The 15507-nt window shown below is 63.8% G+C and carries 14 protein-coding genes; 9 read left to right on the top strand and 5 right to left on the bottom strand.

Annotation, left to right across the window (positions count from 1 at the left end):
• The coding region (locus RJ1_RS47855; RefSeq protein WP_255284903.1) for a hypothetical protein at positions 1 to 559 on the top strand (559 nt) is incomplete at its 5' end.
• A gap of 26 nt (positions 560 to 585) precedes the next feature.
• Entirely contained in the window at positions 586 to 1191 is a 606-nt protein-coding gene (locus tag RJ1_RS25145) for a hypothetical protein (protein WP_073364940.1), read from the top strand.
• A 72-nt stretch (positions 1192 to 1263) separates the two neighbouring features.
• Here RJ1_RS25145 and RJ1_RS25140 read toward each other — a convergent pair whose 3' ends face one another.
• On the bottom strand, positions 1264 to 1830 hold the full coding sequence (locus RJ1_RS25140) for a GNAT family N-acetyltransferase (RefSeq protein ID WP_240319619.1): 567 nt from the start codon (positions 1828 to 1830) through the stop codon (positions 1264 to 1266).
• Positions 1831 to 1949: 119 nt separating this feature from the next.
• Here RJ1_RS25140 and RJ1_RS25135 point away from each other — a divergent pair, with 119 nt between their 5' ends.
• Both RJ1_RS25135 and RJ1_RS25130 read left to right on the top strand, forming a co-directional pair.
• A complete protein-coding gene (locus RJ1_RS25135) occupies positions 1950 to 3113 on the top strand; it encodes a cytochrome P450 family protein (protein WP_073364936.1) in 1164 nt (387 codons plus the stop codon).
• Between the two features lie 103 nt (positions 3114 to 3216).
• Positions 3217 to 4290 carry a GAF domain-containing protein gene (locus RJ1_RS25130; RefSeq protein WP_083400365.1) on the top strand — a complete coding sequence of 358 codons (1074 nt, stop codon included), beginning with the start codon at positions 3217 to 3219 and terminating at the stop codon, positions 4288 to 4290.
• 345 nt (positions 4291 to 4635) lie between these two features.
• On the opposite strand, the gene RJ1_RS25125 is transcribed toward RJ1_RS25130, so the two are convergent.
• Entirely contained in the window at positions 4636 to 5061 is a 426-nt protein-coding gene (locus RJ1_RS25125; protein WP_255284904.1) for a helix-turn-helix domain-containing protein, read from the bottom strand.
• A gap of 1143 nt (positions 5062 to 6204) precedes the next feature.
• Here RJ1_RS25125 and RJ1_RS25110 point away from each other — a divergent pair.
• The 4 genes from RJ1_RS25110 (at position 6205) to RJ1_RS25095 (ending at position 9962) form a co-directional block, all read left to right on the top strand.
• Positions 6205 to 6699 (top strand): hypothetical protein, encoded by a 495-nt coding sequence (locus tag RJ1_RS25110; protein WP_073364928.1) that lies wholly within the window; start codon positions 6205 to 6207, stop codon positions 6697 to 6699.
• Positions 6696 to 7013: a hypothetical protein gene (locus tag RJ1_RS25105; protein ID WP_073364926.1), complete on the top strand. Its 318-nt coding sequence runs from the start codon at positions 6696 to 6698 to the stop codon at positions 7011 to 7013. Before RJ1_RS25110 ends, RJ1_RS25105 begins: the two co-directional genes overlap by 4 nt.
• A 470-nt stretch (positions 7014 to 7483) precedes the next feature.
• A complete protein-coding gene (locus RJ1_RS25100) occupies positions 7484 to 8701 on the top strand; it encodes a Rep protein (protein ID WP_420820332.1) in 1218 nt (405 codons plus the stop codon).
• A gap of 256 nt (positions 8702 to 8957) precedes the next feature.
• The gene (locus tag RJ1_RS25095; RefSeq protein ID WP_073364956.1) at positions 8958 to 9962 is read left to right on the top strand and encodes an acyl-CoA dehydrogenase family protein; all 1005 of its coding nucleotides are present in this window, start codon (positions 8958 to 8960) and stop codon (positions 9960 to 9962) included.
• Between the two features lie 428 nt (positions 9963 to 10390).
• Here RJ1_RS25095 and RJ1_RS25090 read toward each other — a convergent pair whose 3' ends face one another.
• The 3 genes from RJ1_RS25090 to RJ1_RS25080 all read right to left on the bottom strand — a co-directional run bounded on the left by RJ1_RS25090 (position 10391) and on the right by RJ1_RS25080 (position 12278).
• Complete coding sequence (locus RJ1_RS25090) at positions 10391 to 10858, bottom strand: SRPBCC family protein (RefSeq protein WP_073364922.1); 468 nt, start codon at positions 10856 to 10858, stop codon at positions 10391 to 10393.
• A 591-nt stretch (positions 10859 to 11449) separates the two neighbouring features.
• Positions 11450 to 11623 (bottom strand): hypothetical protein, encoded by a 174-nt coding sequence (locus tag RJ1_RS46835; RefSeq protein ID WP_162850268.1) that lies wholly within the window; start codon positions 11621 to 11623, stop codon positions 11450 to 11452.
• A gap of 49 nt (positions 11624 to 11672) precedes the next feature.
• Positions 11673 to 12278 (bottom strand): TetR/AcrR family transcriptional regulator, encoded by a 606-nt coding sequence (locus RJ1_RS25080; protein ID WP_240319621.1) that lies wholly within the window; start codon positions 12276 to 12278, stop codon positions 11673 to 11675.
• Positions 12279 to 13073: 795 nt separating this feature from the next.
• Here RJ1_RS25080 and RJ1_RS25075 point away from each other — a divergent pair.
• On the top strand, positions 13074 to 15401 hold the full coding sequence (locus tag RJ1_RS25075) for an ATP-binding protein (RefSeq protein WP_073364916.1): 2328 nt from the start codon (positions 13074 to 13076) through the stop codon (positions 15399 to 15401).
• Positions 15402 to 15507: the final 106 nt, after the last annotated feature.

Genomic DNA, 15507 nt, shown 5'->3' with positions numbered 1-15507 from the left:
AAAGGCCCTAATCGTGCTCGCAGTGATCATCGCGGCGGCCGCGGCACTGCTCTACTCCTGCCAGGACAACGGCAACCCCCCAGGAACCGCGACACCCCAGAGCACCACGACCGCACCTGCAGCTGCACCGCAAACGGGGACCAGCGCATCTCAGCGACCGGAACCAACATCGCCAGAAGACGTCGTCCACCAGGCCATGACCGTCGCATTCACCTTGGCCCCCACCACCGACGAGAACCCCACCAGCGGATTCCGGCGCGCGACACAATGGTTCACACCCGCCCTGGCTGCACGCCTGACCTCCGATGTCCGGAACGAACGCGGACCCAGCCTGCAATGGCAGCAATGGATCAACGACAACGCCCGGGTCATCGCCGACGTCGCCATCGGTTGCTCCGGCTGCCCACCCGACACCGACACCACCGCGCACCGGGTCGCCACGATCACCCAAACCACGGTCACCGGCAACACCACCCGCCCCGTCGAGCCCGACACCACGGTCTGGCTCACCCTCACCGCAGCAGACGGCCGGTGGTTGATCGATAACCTCACCTACTAAACACAACCGAACAATCGAGGGGAACCGTGAACTACCGGGTCACCACAGCTCTGACGACACTGATACTCGCCACCGCGGTGATCGCGGGGTGCGGCAACAACCCCGACGACAACACCGTGTCACAACCGGCACCCACGATTGACACCACTACCCAGGTTCTCGATCCCTTCGTCGACGACACCGCCGACGGACAGCAGAAAGAAACCGTCACCCGCATCATCGATCTCGGCAACCAGCGGAAGGCACCTGACAACACCATCATCGCGGCTCTTATCGCCTCGCGAGCTGAAGGATCCTGGCGGGTTCACCATTCCGGATCGGGAGGACGGAACCTCTTCGGATGGAGCCAGAAATGGGACAACCGACCTGCCCTCGACGACGGAGCCGTCACTGACGCAATCGAGAACTTCTATGCCGGTGCGGACAGTCCGGAGAATGCCGCAAAGAAGGATGATCCTGTCGACTACGCCGTGACGATCCAACTGTCCGACCGCTTGGGCGGCCGTGTGTACTTCGAAGACCGCACAGCCTATGACGCTAACCTGCCTGATTTCCGAACCGAGGACACTGTTCGCAACACGTACACCGAGGCACTCCCCTACGCACGTGCAGCTTTCGACCAGTTCAGCTAGATGCGTACGCGGGGGATTTCGTTGACCGACAGTACAACGCTGGACATTAACAAGGTGTGTCTATCCGCGCAGCTAGCTCGATGTGCCCGGCCTGCGGCCCTTCCCATCGTCGAGGGGTATCGCCGGATCCCGCCACATCGACCACATCATCGGGCCGGACGTGGGCAGAGCGAACGCCTCTGTCACACGAAATCCGTACTTCTCATATAGCGGGATGTTCTCTTCACGGGTGCAGACCAGGTATGCCGGTATCTGCGTCTCGTCACACAGCGCGAGGCGGTTGTCTAGCAAAGCGCCTGCGAAACCCTGTCCGCTGAGCGCAGGTCGTGTCCCGATGTTCACGAGGTACCAGTGCGGAGTCTCAGGGTGGTGGTGGTCGAGTGTGTGGCGAATTCGCAGCGCGGCGAGCGCGCGCGTTCCGAGCGCCTTTAGGAGATGGGGTGCGGCCCGGACGGTGCTGGTGATGCGCTGCTGCCAGTGGTTCGGTGGGTCCCACACCGCAACGGAGGTGGCCTCGCCGTCCTGGCCTACAGCGATTTCGACTCCCCCTCCTGCAAGGTGATGGGACCGCAGGGATGTACGGAAGTAGAGCGGTAGCGAGCGTTTCCGCTCCGCCGACTCGGGCCAGATCTGCGTCATCAACGGATCGTCTGCAAAGGCGGCTGCAAGAAGTTCAGCGCATCGGTCTGCATCGTTCATTGCCGCACTCAGGATCTTTCGCTCCATCAATTCCTCACTCGTGTGGGCACACTGTCGTTATGACTTCGAGCCTGTGCCCGTTCGCCGCCGCCACCCATGCCGTCGACCTCATTCATAACCATCTTCGTCAAGATACTGGTGTCCACCGCGACCAGCTTCCCGACGGCTCGCCCGTGTGGGTTGTCGGCGGCTATGAGGCCGTCGCGAATCTCCTAGCTGATCATCGCATGTCGGCCGCGAAATCCGACTCCACTACCAAATTTCGCGGACAGAACCTACCCAGAGCCCTGGATATGAACCTGCTCAACATCGACGGAGAACAGCATCGGCGAGTGCGGCAACTCGCGACAGCGGCCTTCGCTCCCGAGCATCACACTGCGCACAAGCGTGTCGTGGCCGATGCAGCGAAGAGGCTCGTTGCCGATCTGCCCGCGACCGGCGAGCTTGATTTGATGAGCGGGTTGTGTGAGCCCTTGCCGCCGCGTGTGATCGGCACTCTGCTCGGGATTCCAAAGGACAAGCTGGGCCAGTTCCAAACCGCGGCCCGCCCCATGTTTGCGGTCGATACCTCTAAGGAGGGGGACGCGATACAGGGGGCGCTCGGGAGCATGTTGATGCTGGTCGCCGACGCCATCGGCGACAAGCGGCAGCATCCGGGAGGTGACATGCTCTCGGGATGGATCGCTGCCCGTGACGGTGAGGACCGATTGAGTGAGGAGGAACTAATTTCCCTCGCCTTTGCGACGATCATCGGAGGATTCGAGAACGTCACCGCTCTGACCGCGCTCGTCATCGACGAGGCCGTACGATTTCGCAGCGCTGAGACACCGGTGGCGGTAGATGCCGCTGACTCCGGATCGCTACCAAAGCTTGTGCGCGAGATCATCGGTGACGTCGCCCCCGTGAATTACGCTCTGCGCCGCTTTCCTCTCGAAGACATCGAGGTCAACGGGATCACTATCCCCCGAGGTGAGACCGTGATTCTTTCTCTGCGTTCGGCGAACACCGACCCATCTCGAGGTGCACGGCCCGACCTTGCTTTCGGCCGTGGCCGACATTATTGCATCGGCGCCTCGCTCGCCGAAACCGAGGCAGTGGAAGCGCTGCGCTACGCTTTCCTGCGGTGGCCGCGACTGCGTCCCATGAAGGAGCGATCAGCGCTCGCTCTCCGGCGTTCGTGGCTCACCTATTCGCTGGCTGAACTTAGCGTGTACGCCGGTTGACCACTTGCCATTACACGCTCGAACAACAGTTCTGTGTAGTCTCCTCGAATGACATTGGAATCAATCGCATGCAGGGGGCCACCTGTTGTCTACGTCGGGATGGGTGCTTGTCGAGACCCTGCAAAAGGAACGTTTGACCGTCATCGAGAAGGGTCGAAAGCCCAGCGGCCGAACCTCATTCGCGGGGATTCTCCGAGAGGTGGGAGCCATCGGGGGGAAGCTGCCTTCGAGGCAAGCTGCGGCGTGGATCGAAGAGCGCATCACGGAGATGCGGCATGATTTGGTTCCACTCGATAAGCCCACCACGCTGGACAATGGCCGTGTCGTTCGGGTGATTGGGAGGCCGGTCGTCGGTCCCGGCGGGGCACTCCACGCCGTCCATCTGTGGGTGGGGGTCGGAGCGGATGCAGCACCGACGGACAAGCCGTCGGACGCCATCGGATTCACCTGGAATTCTGACCGACGCCTAGTCGATCTGACAGAGACGGCTGCTGGCGCGTTTGGACGACCCGAGTGGGCCACTGCGGGCCGCGGCCTGACCGCCCCTGAAGCCCTGAGATTTGTCAGGGTTGCGGACGGCCTATCTCTCATACGCACGATCCTCACTCGTGAGCCAGGCAAATCGTGGGAGGGGCTGGCGACCGTATTCACGCCATCGGGCCAGAGTGCCGCCCAGCTGGTTGTAGCGTCGGACGACTCCACCGATGGCCACGCGGTGTGGCGCGGTGTATTGCACGATGTCTCCGCCACCACCACCACTCCGGCCCAGAGTCTCGAGTCAAGTGCGTTGGCCGCCCTGCGGCACGTATCGCAGAGTCACATCGTTCTCTTGGACATTGGCAAGATGCGACTGATCGACTGGATTACCGACCCGATCCCGCAGATACAGTGGAAGGGCATGGTCGACAACAGGGACACGCCGCATCCAGACGACGTCCAACGCATCTTCGACACAGCAGGGCAAGTCTTTGGCGGCCACACTCCGCGCGGTGAAGTGAAAGGTATCCGGCTACGCCGGTTCGGTGGTGGCTGGACGGTTGTCGACGCTTCAGGAGGAGTGTTGCCCACGGCAGGAGAGGATCCGTTGCTGGCGTTGGTTCAGTTCGATGTCACCGGCACGTCCACTGAAGCGGACCCGGTTCCACCGACCGACGATGGACACCCGGGTCTCGAATGAGGCCACCGTTCGTGTTGCGGGCCACCACACGATCCTTATAGCATCCGTGTAACTCACGCATCCTCGATGCGTTATCCCGGCACAGGTCGCTGACGGTACCGGACGAGAGTTGAGCGTCACTCGTGACGTTCCCTTGTCCATGCCGTTTTGAGAAGCGAGTTGCCGATGATTTCGCCGACCGATCAACTGATCACGCTGCAGGATATCGCGGTGCGTCGCGCGACTTCATTCTTGACGCTCAACTCGACCTCGCCGAGAGGTGGCTGGTGGCCCCCGGCCGCCTCTCGGCGAACCTCTTCCCACGCAAGCACACGGAAGTTCACACCTGAACCGACCTACGCCGTCCTACGCGGGCGTCTGCGGAGGACGGTTTCGAGCACGAACATAGGCTGCTCGCAGCTCATCGACCGCAATGTTCAGCGCCGCAGCGATTCGTCCAGCCACGCCGGGGTCCTCCGGCCAAGTCTCACCACGTTCAAGTCGTCCGAGCTTCGCGACATTGATTCCTGCGGCATCAGCGAGCTCGAATTGCGTCAACCTGGCCAACGTCCGCCAGTCACCTGGAAATCGATCGTCACGTGGCACCGACACCACGGTCTCCAAATCTTCGACCTCGAGCACTCGGAGCACGGTGCGCAGCGAGTCGATTTGGGGGGTTCCACCACCGTTTTCCCATCGCCGGAGCGTCGACTCTCCCACGTCCGACTTGCGGGCGAGGTCGGGAATGGACATACCAGCAGCCTCACGCGCAGCAGTCAAAGCAGATGGCATAAAGCCGCGCGTCACACGCCGAGTCAACTTCGACCGCCGACGATCTTCCCTCTCATAAGCGGTCACGATGCCTCGCTTCTGTTGACATCCGCACATACGGCGGATTTAAATGGCGGATATAGATAAGGTAGTGCAAGACATCTTCCCACGATCCAGCACCGACTCAGAACGGACGCCATGACCTAAACAGAAGAAAGCCCCCGCCGGTTGCAGCCGGACGGGGGCCGAACCGAACAGGGTTGCAGCCCTGATCAGCGTGATTCTTCAGCTAGCAGAACGGGAGTCTGCCAATGGAAACGATAGGGGTCGTCGACGCAGGTGTCGACGAAACAGATGTGTTGACTTGGCCAATCCATCAAATCCGACGGTTCATCCAAGCTCACGACTCGGTATGCGCATGCTCAGCCAGGCCAGAGCGATGCGCGATGTACCGAGCAGCTTATGAAGAAGCATTCTTTCGCCGGATAAGCTCGAACTTTCCCGATTGCGTGGACGCGCAAAAGGCCACCGATGACCGACTCCCCTGCACCCCCAATCCCCGTGGATGGGACACTGACGTCGCCAGCACAGGTCAACTCCTCGCCGCCATTGACGCGTGCAAGAGTTGCCCGTTCTTAGCGACCTGCGAGGAACAGGCGCAGGAAGGCCCGGCACGATCGATGGTGTGGGCCGCGGTGGCTTACGACCGCGACGGCGAGCCGATCGGAATCTCTGGGCTGTCCGCGTGGGTGCGAACGCGGGACGGCATCCGGCTGCGCGACCAGAAGCAGACCTTGCCGGTCACCGCACTACCTGTACCGCAAACGATGTCAGTGCCAGGGGGGTGGGCATCTTGACGGCGCCGCAGATCTACCCCGTCCGCCTCCGCGAGGCCACAAATGTGGAACTCTTGGCGTCGAATGTGGTTGAGGGTCCCAATCGGGTCACCTTCGATGCGAAGCTTGACAGCTTGCACTGCCTGCGGTTGGAGGCCTGTCGCGCGGATGTCGCGACGGTGGCGTCCGCTAGGGACACGCCGCGTTCCATGATCTGGGCGGGTGCCATGTGCCGGCACGACGGAACGGTGATCGCGACCGATCGTGAGCTCCGGGTGTACTACAACCGGGGCGAAGGGCAACGAGCAGTCGACCGGGGGGCGGCGGCGTGATCAGTCTTTCGGACCGCGTCCTGCTCATGGCGACTGGCGAGATCGAGTGCCCCGGAACCGAGGGGCTTCCTTCCCTGCGGTGGAACTGGCTCGCTGACCTGTACTCCCACCCGGTGTGGGGTCTGGTCACTATTCCCGGATTCTCCGTGTCCGCGGGATGCGAGATCGCTATGTTGTGCCGCGATATGCCGACCGGCACGGTCAACTCCCTTGCTGCCCGTTGGGATGCGGTGGACCGGCTCGGGGCGATCGGCGCCAGCCGCGCTCAGTCGGCGGCGCTCTACGCCTGGTCCGCGGTCGCCGATACCACCGTCGATGCTCATGACTACCTGGGTGGCCATCAGTTCAGTGGTGCGGAAGCTGTCGCCGCCGCGTTCTGGGCGCACCTCGCCGCCAAACCGGGCTCTGTCGCCGAGGCGTGCGTCGCCGCGGCCATCGAGGCATGGGATTCACGTCTGCACCGTCCCTCGACGAGAGGGGCAGTCGCATGAGGGGTCTTACCGCCACCGACCGTCACGGGCAAACGTGGGACCTCATCGCGATAGAGAGCGTCATCTGCGCACTCCTCGTCACCGACACAAGGACGCCGACCGTGATGTCCGCTCCGGATCTCATCGACACGCACGGCCCAATCCGGCTCTCACCGGACAGGTGTCGTCTCAGCCCAGGAACACGCGACGCGCTCGTAGATGTCGTCGACCTCGTCGCATCGGAGCCCGAAACAGCCACGATTGAGCAGATCCGTGAGGTCGCCGCCGCGGCCCACCTGTTGCTCGGCGTGAAGCCGGCACCCCGGTCGGCGTAACTGGCACGGCTGCGGCCGCAAACCACCCTTCTCGGTCCCCTTCAGCGGACACGCGCGAACCTCCACAGTTCGCGGTGACCGCGCTAGTGGATCGGCACCCACCCACGCCCAAAGCGAGGCGATGCCCCTGACCCGTAACCATCGCGCTACCCCGATAACCCAAATTTCGAAGCGCAGACCTCAGAAACGCGAAAACCCCCTTGGTGGGGGTGGTTTCAGATTCACGAACCGCTCCGCGGCATTCGTTAAGGAGGACTTGCCGGTCCTCCTCAACCAAGAGGGTGAAGGCCTTGCCGAGCCGTCACATCCTCTGAGGGTGAGTGCCGGAAGTTACCCGCTTCCGACACCCGTACTGCATTCCCCGAAGGGACTTACCTGTGACAGGTACGTCTGATACTAACGCATGCGCTGAATCAGCCCCTACACAACCCGTTTCGCCCACCAACATCCGGTCATCCGTCCACGCCGGTATGCACATTCCGAAGTCGGCAGAAGTCGACACCTGGGAAGCCTCCGTCCACGCCGCCACCCAAGCCATCAACAAACTCCACGAGTACAACCGCGACACCGGGCAACGCGGCCACTCCTTCACCCTCCCCACCACACCAGGACGCGAAGCCACCATCCCCGTATGGTCCGGCCGCACCGAATGGCTACGCCAACTCCGCCACCACATCACCCACACCACCACCGGCCGAGCCGCGCTCACCACACAGAGCATCGGCATCGAACGCCTGATGGCCGTCGCCACCGCCCACGCCCGATTCGCGGATTCCACCACCGGCCGCGGTGTCACCGCGTCCCGGCAACTCATCGCACACCACGCCGGTGTCTCGCTCTCCGTCGTCAACCGCGCCCGCCGCGTCCTCAAAACCCTTGCGATGGGTGTCGAAGTCGAACGCGGTCGCACCCTGCGCACCCGTGAATACATGGCCGCCGAACTCCACCACGGCGGCCAACAACACCAAGCCGCATCCGTGTGGGCACTCAGCTCCCCGAAACACATCGTCGACGCCACTCCCCCACCCCCACAACGACCACCGCGTCCGCGCCGGACCCGCGCCGCCCGACGTCTCGCACGCCACCGCCCCCGGCCCCAACAACCCACCACCGCGGCCAGCACACCCCATCCCCAGGCCACCGGCGCTGACACCCTATCCCCCGGTACTTACGTTCCTTCACATAATCTTTCGTTACGAAGTACTCACCAACGCGCACACGCGCGGCCCACCACATCCATCCCACAACCCCGACCACTCCACCTCCAACGAGCCGCCGCCACCCTCGCCTCCCGCTCCCCCGTTCTCGCCCGCGAACATATCGGCCACCTCTGCGACACCATCACGGCCGCCGGCATCGACACCACCCGCTGGACCGGCCATGGCATCGCACAGACCCTCGACCGCGACACCACCCAACGCGGCTGGACCTGGCCCACCGCAGACCGGATCAGCTCACCGGTCGCCCTTCTCCGCTGGCGACTGACCCACATCGACTGGACCGGCCCCTCCCCCAGCCAGCACCGCACCGCAGCCGACGCCCGGTGCCGCCGCGAACAACACGCCCGCCGCACCGCCATCCACCATCGCAACGCCATGCAAGCAACCCCGGAGCAGCGGGAAACCGCCCTCGCACAGATCCGCCGCGCCCTGCGTCACACCGCACATCGCCGAGGTGATCTCCGATGAGCCATCCAGAGGGACACTCGCCAGACTCCCGGTAGTCCTCCACCATCATCGAGCCGCCGCACCTCGGATGACCGACCGACTGTTACTGCTGTGGGACTACATCGGAGGCGACGTGAGGAACATCTCGATCGCAGTGGCGGCAGTGGACCGCTGCCTCAGTGGTGCGAGTTCCCGGAAGCCGGGCGAGTCTCACGGCGTCCGCCCACCGTTGGAGTGCGTCGGCGGGGTGCGGCTCAGTGTGGATACGGTGTCAGCCATGACCGACTGGGTACAGCAAGCGCAGGACCTCAGCGACGAGGTGCTGCGCCCCGCCGCGTCCGAGGTCGACAGGTCAGGGAAGATCCCACGCTCGCACTTCGACGCACTACGCGACCGGGGCTTCTACGGCCTCGCCTTCGCCACCAAAGATCCCGTCAACACCCTCGCCGACGTCGGCGAAATCCTCGTCAGCGGATGCCTGGCGACCGCCTTCGTCTGGGCACAGCACCACGGCACCCTCCTCCGAATGGTGATGTCGAGGAACGACACCCTCAAAGCCCGCTATCTCGCCGACCTGCGAAGTGGCGCCGTCACCGCCGGGGTATCCGGCAGCGGCTACGCAACCCCGGAGAACCCCCTTATCGTCGCGACCGAAACAGACGATGGATACACCATTAGTGGGCAGGCACCATTCGTGACCGGCTGGGGCCTCGTCGACGTCCTCGGTGTCACCGCATACGACACCCGAGCACAGAAAACCGTCACCTTCCTCATGGACGCCGCTGACGGCCCGAACGTCCACGCGAACCGAATCTCCCTGTCCGCGGCCGACGCCTCCAACACCGTCGAACTGACCTTCGACGAACACCACATCCCCCACACCTCAGTCATCCAAGTCCGACAGGCCCGTCGCGGCGGACTCAGCCTGGCGGACCGGCTGGTTCTCCGGATCAACGGCTCCCTCGCCCTCGGCGTGGCACGATCATGCCTGACCGAAGCCGACCGCATCGGACACCCGACCGCACAGCTGTGGGAAACACACACCACGATCCGCGACGCCCTCAACAACGCGGCCACCGGCGACGGTGACATCTACGACGCCCGCGCCCAAGCCAGCCACTTCGCCGTCACCGCCGCCACGTACGTCGCCACCGCCGCAGGACGCCGATCAGTCCAATGCGGTGAGCCCACCGAGAGAATGGTCCGGGAAGCCGCCTTCAGCGTCGTCTGCACCACCACCCCCGAAATCAAGTACCACATCCTGACCGCAAGTCAACCCTGACCGCACCTCACCCCTAGTGGAACTGCGAGGCCGAGGCGCGATGACGCGATGCCACCCGAACCGAGTCAGACGTCCACGGCAGTAGCGGCAAGCTCCTCACACATCGTCGATCCCATCGAAGGCGCCCCGCTCCCGGCACGCCGTCCACGAACAGCGGGAATCCGCACTCTCACAGATCCGCCAGGCCTGCGCCACGCCCGGCAACAGCGACACGATCTTCGATTGATCGCAACAGGACCTGCACCCACAGGCGGGAGTCCACCACGCCGGTGCCCGGGCCCTCACAACGATCGTCTGCAACAAGCCGAGCGTGATGCACCGTGCATCACGTGCACCCCGAGTCGTGTGCATACTCTGGACTGGCACCGGCACCGGCAGCAAAGGGTGCGGCGCCGCATCGGCGGCAACCAGGTCGCAGCCGACCTGAGTCAGCCGGCCCCTTCGACGTACGACGCCAGGTTGGCCAGCGAGGAGGCGATCCCAGCCTCGTGAACCGCTTGGTCGATGCCGGGTGGCACGTCCGTGGCGGTGACGGTCACCTCGGTCCCGTCACCGGCGGCAGCGAGCTGCCACGTCATCGTCATCGTGCCCGCGTACGACGGGTCGTCGGCCTCGAACACCGCCCGCTGCACCACGCGCTCCGATGGCACCAGGTCGGCGAATCCGACATCGACGACATCCGTCGCATCCGAAGTCTTGCCGGGACTGTCGACAGGGTCGAGGTACGTGAGGACCATCCAGAACCCGCCACCAGGCCGGGGATCCCACCGCTCGACCCGCCCGCGCATGCCCTCCGCCGGCAACCAGGCTTCGACGGACTCCCGGTCGAGGAAGCCGCCGTAGACAGTCGCCGGTGGTGCCGCGATCACCCGGCTGGCACGGTCGGCCCTGTCCATCGCCCGATTCAAACTAGTGCCGCGCTCCCAGTTAGTGCCGACTCGGTTGGTCGGGTTCTCGGTACTGGCGGCGGGCTTCATCGGCCAACCACGGGTAGACGCGGGCGATTTCGACGAGCAACCTCCCCTTGATGAGCGTCCCGGCCGTGTCGGACAGCCGTTGCGCATCGCCAGTGTCAACGGCCAGGCGAGCGTACCGCTGGTCGCCGCGGGTGCCGGAATGGCCTGGGTGACTACGGCGGCCGTCGATAACGCCGCTCTCACTCTTGCCGGAATCTCCATCGCCCTGATATGCACTCTGGGCACTTAGTCTTGGATCTTGGACGTTGCGGTGGTCATTGTCGTTGTTGGCGTGGTTGGTGCAGGTGAGCGATTGCTACCCGCGACGTGGACCCGCAGGACGAAGTGACGAAGTATGGTATCTCGGCGATCTACCTCTTCCCGATGCTGTTCGATCCGCCGGCCTTCTGCATCCGCGAGGGATCGATGACCGGTCACCGAATGGCCGTTCCGAGATCCCAAAGACGCAACATGGCAGTCCAGTCCATTGGTCCGGTCTCTGGCCAGGGTCGGCACTGTGGTGTAGCCGACCTACGGCAACGCCGACTGCGCCTTGTGCATTTTGGCCGAGCGCACCTTGCGCTGGCGTGAACTCGGCGGCTGGCGAATCGAATCCGAGAACGGCAGCTCCCTGCGTTTGCGGTCGGACACCTCGGAACGGGCGAGACACGTCGGCGCCGAGTACGTCGCCAGAGTTGTCAGCACGCACCCCGGGTGTGCCTCATAGGTGCGGGCGAACGGTGAAACGGTCAGGTCAGCTCTCGAAGCCGAGCTGCCGCAGCGTCATCCTGATGTAGGTGTTGACGACCTTGTCGAGCGACTTGGGTCCCCCGGGCTTGTACCAGGACGACACGTGCGCACCCTGCGCCAGAATCGAGTACGTCTGCAGTTTGGCATCGAGGATGTCGGCGTCGGTCTCCTTGGCCACGTCCATGACTAGTTTCTGCAGCAGGCGCTCGTACTCGGCGCGTTTGGCAAGAACCAAGTCCAGGTCGCCGTCGCTGAGGGACCGGAGTTCGGTGTTTCCGATGAACGTTTCCCGCGCATGCTCCGCGTGGTAGCGGATGTGGCAGTCGACCGCGGCCTTGAATCGGTCGACGGCCCTCCCGTCGACCCCGGCGAGGGCCTTGTTCATGGCTTCGAGGAGTTCGTCTATGACCGACACCATGATGTCGGTCAGGAGTTCTTCTTTTCCGCTGATGTGGTTGTAGAGGCTCCCGACCTGGATGCCGACCTCACTCGCGACGGTGCGCAGCGATGTGGCCTCGTAGCCGTGCTCGTAGAAGAGCCTGGCCGCGGCCTCGCGAATAGCGGCATTGGTGCGCGCGCCACCGCGTGTCACCCGAGTTGCTCGAGTCACTGTGCCCCTCCGAAGTCGATTAGACGGCCCCGAAGGGGCCGGTGAGCGGTCTCGTGAACAACCGTACGTTAGTCGGTTCTGATTTTCGCTGACTGTCGGCACGTTTTATCAAGGTCGAAGGACCGCGCGCAAGGCCAGACGGGGCCAACGGCACTGGGCCACTAGTCAGAGGTTGAGCTGGTCGCCAAAGAGTTTGACCTTATTCAGGTTGATCATGATCTGATCGGTCGTGTGGGCCTCCGCCAACTGTTCGATCTGGCTGGCGAAGTACCGAGTCGGGTGGCTCCGGTCGGCGAGTCCGGCCGTCTCAAACGCGGCGCCGTCCTAGCCCTCGCCACCGACGACAACGCCCTCGTCACCGACGACAACGAATGGATCGACCGCCGGCTGCCGTGGACTCCGACACCTTCGCCCCCACACCCAGGGCGCCGTACTGTGGCGGTACGTCGGGATGCCGTGCGGTCGCCTACCCCCGCACACCCGACTCGATCTCAACCCCATCCCGGGTGCCCGGTTGCCGGGAAGGCCCTCGTCACCCTCGGACAACCCCACCCACGACTGCGCACCGACCACAGAATCGTCCCCAGCCTCCGGAACGCACTGCTCCGACTCTGGGACCTCTGACTAGCTATGAATGCAGGATCGCCGAGTATCGAGAGCGGATCTCGGCGCTTGGCGACGTACGGTCACGCCGGGCCCTACCTAGGTCGGTACTTGGTCGGACTAGAGGACGCGGAGAGCGCTGGGCTCCTGGAGTAACGTGAGCGGCGAGGAGTTAGCGAGAATTACAGTTTGATGCCGCCCGCAGTACAAGGAAGGGTTGGGAATCTTCCCTTCGAGTTGAGCAGCTTCGTCGGCCGTCGGCGCGAGGTGACCGAGGCGAAACGGCTGCTGTCCGCAACGCGGCTGGTGACGTTGACGGGTATCGGTGGTGTCGGCAAGACTCGCCTCGCACTTAGGGTGGCTGCAGACGTGGCGCGAGCCTTCGTTGACGGAGTTTGGCTCGTGGAACTGGCCGAGCTGCAGGACTCGGAGTTAGTGCCGGACACTGTCATTTCCACGCTGAGACTGTGCGAGCAGCCCGCCCGCCCTCCGTTGACCCTACTGACGGAATACCTCGCAAAGCGACGGTTGTTGCTCGTGCTGGACAATTGTGAGCATCTGGTCAATGCAGCCGCTGCGCTAGCGGAGACGCTATTGAAGGCGTCCGCTGACCTGCGAATTCTGGCGACGAGCCGTGAGCCTCTCGGAATCGACGGCGAGGCGGCTCTGCGCGTACCGCCATTGTCTGCCCCGGATCCGGGGCGGGTGATCACCTCCCTGCAGGGGCTCTCGAGCTTCGATGCGGTCAATCTATTCACTGAACGGGCCGCGGCAGCGGTGTCGGGGTTCGATCTCACAGACGATAACTCCGGCGCGGTGGCCGGGATCTGCGCCCGCCTCGACGGTCTCCCACTCCCGATTGAGTTGGCAGCAGCTCGATTGCGGGCGATGTCCACCGAACAGATCCTGCACAGACTGACTGGCCGGTTCCAACTGCTGACGGTGGGCACTCGCGGCGCGCCGACACGGCAACAGACATTGCGCCTGTGTGTCGACTGGAGTCATGAACTATGCACTGTGCGGGAGCGTGCGTTGTGGAGCCGGTTGGCGGTGTTCGCAGGTGGGTTCGAGTTGGATGCGGCCGAGGGCATCTGCGCGGGCGACTTTCCCCCGGAGGAGTTGCTAGATCTGGTGGCCTCACTAGTCGACAAGTCGATCCTGATTCGAGAGGAGCCCGGCGACGTCGTGAGATATCGGCTACTCGAGACGCTCCGCGAATATGGTGCGGAACGATGCAAGGAGAGTGGCGAATACGAGATCCTGCGGCGGCGACACCGGGACTGGTATGAGCAACTGGCTCTACGCGCCGAGGATGAGTGGATCGGGCCACAGCAGCTGCAGTGGATCGCCAGGATCGAACGAGAGCAAACGAATCTCCGCGACGCAATGGAGTTCTGCATCGCCGAACCAGAGGGGGAAGAGGTGGGACTACCTCTCGTAACCGCCCTCTATCCGTTCTGGCGGGCCTGTGGCCGTTTCAGTGAAGGTCGGCGTTGGCTTGAGCGTGTACTCGATCTGCAGGCTGGTCAGCCGACGGTGGCGCATGTGAAAGCGCTGTGTGCCGCGAGCGGGCTTGCGGCGGTGCAGGGGGACATCAGCGCCGCGGCGGCACGGGCCCAAGAAGGGCAAGCGCTGGCCGACCAGTCGGGAGACACCGAGATGAATGCGCTCGCCACAGCTGCGACAGGGCGGCTCGCGCTCCGCAGCGGCGACCTTGCCCGAGCGGTCACTTGTTTCGACACCGCCCTGGAGCAGCTCCCCATTAAAACTTTTACATTGCAACGTATTTGGTCCATGTTAGGTTTGGGATTGGCGTGTGGACTGCTGGGGGATACGGCTCGGGCGATCAGATGCCACGAGGAGGTTCTCGCTCTGACCGAGTCCGTCGGCGAATCGGTGTACCGGGGGTGGTCTCTCTGGGCCCTCGGGTCGGCGTTGTGGCAGCAGAACGATCGGGCGCGGGCATCCGAGCTGATCGAGCAAGGCTTGCGGCTGACACGTTCAGCGGATGATCCGCTCGGCTGTGCCTGGTGTTTGCAGACGTTCGCATGGATGGCCGCGCAAGAACACCGAGCGCAGCGAGCAGCCACGTTGTTGGGTGCTGCCGAGTCGTTGCGGCGGTCTGTCGGTAGTCCGAAAGTCGCCTTCTCCGATCTTTCCGTTCATCAAGCCGAATGTGAACGCAACACCCGGTCGGCTCTCGGCGAAAGAGCGTTCGATGCCGCGTTCACGCGTGGCAGTGGTCTGAGTGCCGGAGATGCTGTCGCATACGCCCTTGATGAGCCGCGCCCCGCAGTCTCGTCGCGCGTAGGTGCCGCAAGCGGCTTGACCCACCGTGAACGGCAGGTCGCCGATTTGGTAGCTCAGGGACTTACTAATAGGGCGATCGCCGGGAAGCTGGTGATTTCACAGCGCACCGCTCAAGGCCACGTCGCGCACGTGCTGACGAAACTCGGGTTCACCTCCCGCTCGCAAATCGCGGCATGGGTCGTCGAGCAGACGCACGACAGCCAGCCGTAGCAGTGCCATGGAGTTTCGGCGGTCGTTCTCAGGACAGTGCTGACTGCTCGGAGACGCCGTAAGCAATCCACGCTCACAGTCACTCTGTGCCACGTGCGGGGAGGTA

Origin of the sequence: Rhodococcus jostii NBRC 16295 (genome assembly GCF_001894825.1) — a bacterium.
Taxonomy (GTDB): domain Bacteria; phylum Actinomycetota; class Actinomycetes; order Mycobacteriales; family Mycobacteriaceae; genus Rhodococcus_F; species Rhodococcus_F jostii.
The sequence above is the reverse complement of the archived record's forward strand: the minus strand, read 5'-3'. Positions and strand labels throughout refer to the sequence as shown.

Bases quoted from the DNA above. Each gene is read 5' to 3' on its own strand.
- RJ1_RS25100 (WP_420820332.1), top strand. From the start codon at position 7,484: ATGCACATTCCGAAGTCGGCAGAAGTCGACACCTGGGAAGCCTCCGTC.
- RJ1_RS25095 (WP_073364956.1), top strand. From the start codon at position 8,958: ATGACCGACTGGGTACAGCAAGCGCAGGACCTCAGCGACGAGGTGCTG.
- RJ1_RS25135 (WP_073364936.1), top strand. From the start codon at position 1,950: ATGACTTCGAGCCTGTGCCCGTTCGCCGCCGCCACCCATGCCGTCGAC.
- RJ1_RS25090 (WP_073364922.1), bottom strand. From the start codon at position 10,858: ATGGACAGGGCCGACCGTGCCAGCCGGGTGATCGCGGCACCACCGGCG.
- RJ1_RS25140 (WP_240319619.1), bottom strand. From the start codon at position 1,830: ATGACGCAGATCTGGCCCGAGTCGGCGGAGCGGAAACGCTCGCTACCG.
- RJ1_RS25105 (WP_073364926.1), top strand. From the start codon at position 6,696: ATGAGGGGTCTTACCGCCACCGACCGTCACGGGCAAACGTGGGACCTC.
- RJ1_RS25075 (WP_073364916.1), top strand. From the start codon at position 13,074: ATGCCGCCCGCAGTACAAGGAAGGGTTGGGAATCTTCCCTTCGAGTTG.
- RJ1_RS25125 (WP_255284904.1), bottom strand. From the start codon at position 5,061: ATGCCATCTGCTTTGACTGCTGCGCGTGAGGCTGCTGGTATGTCCATT.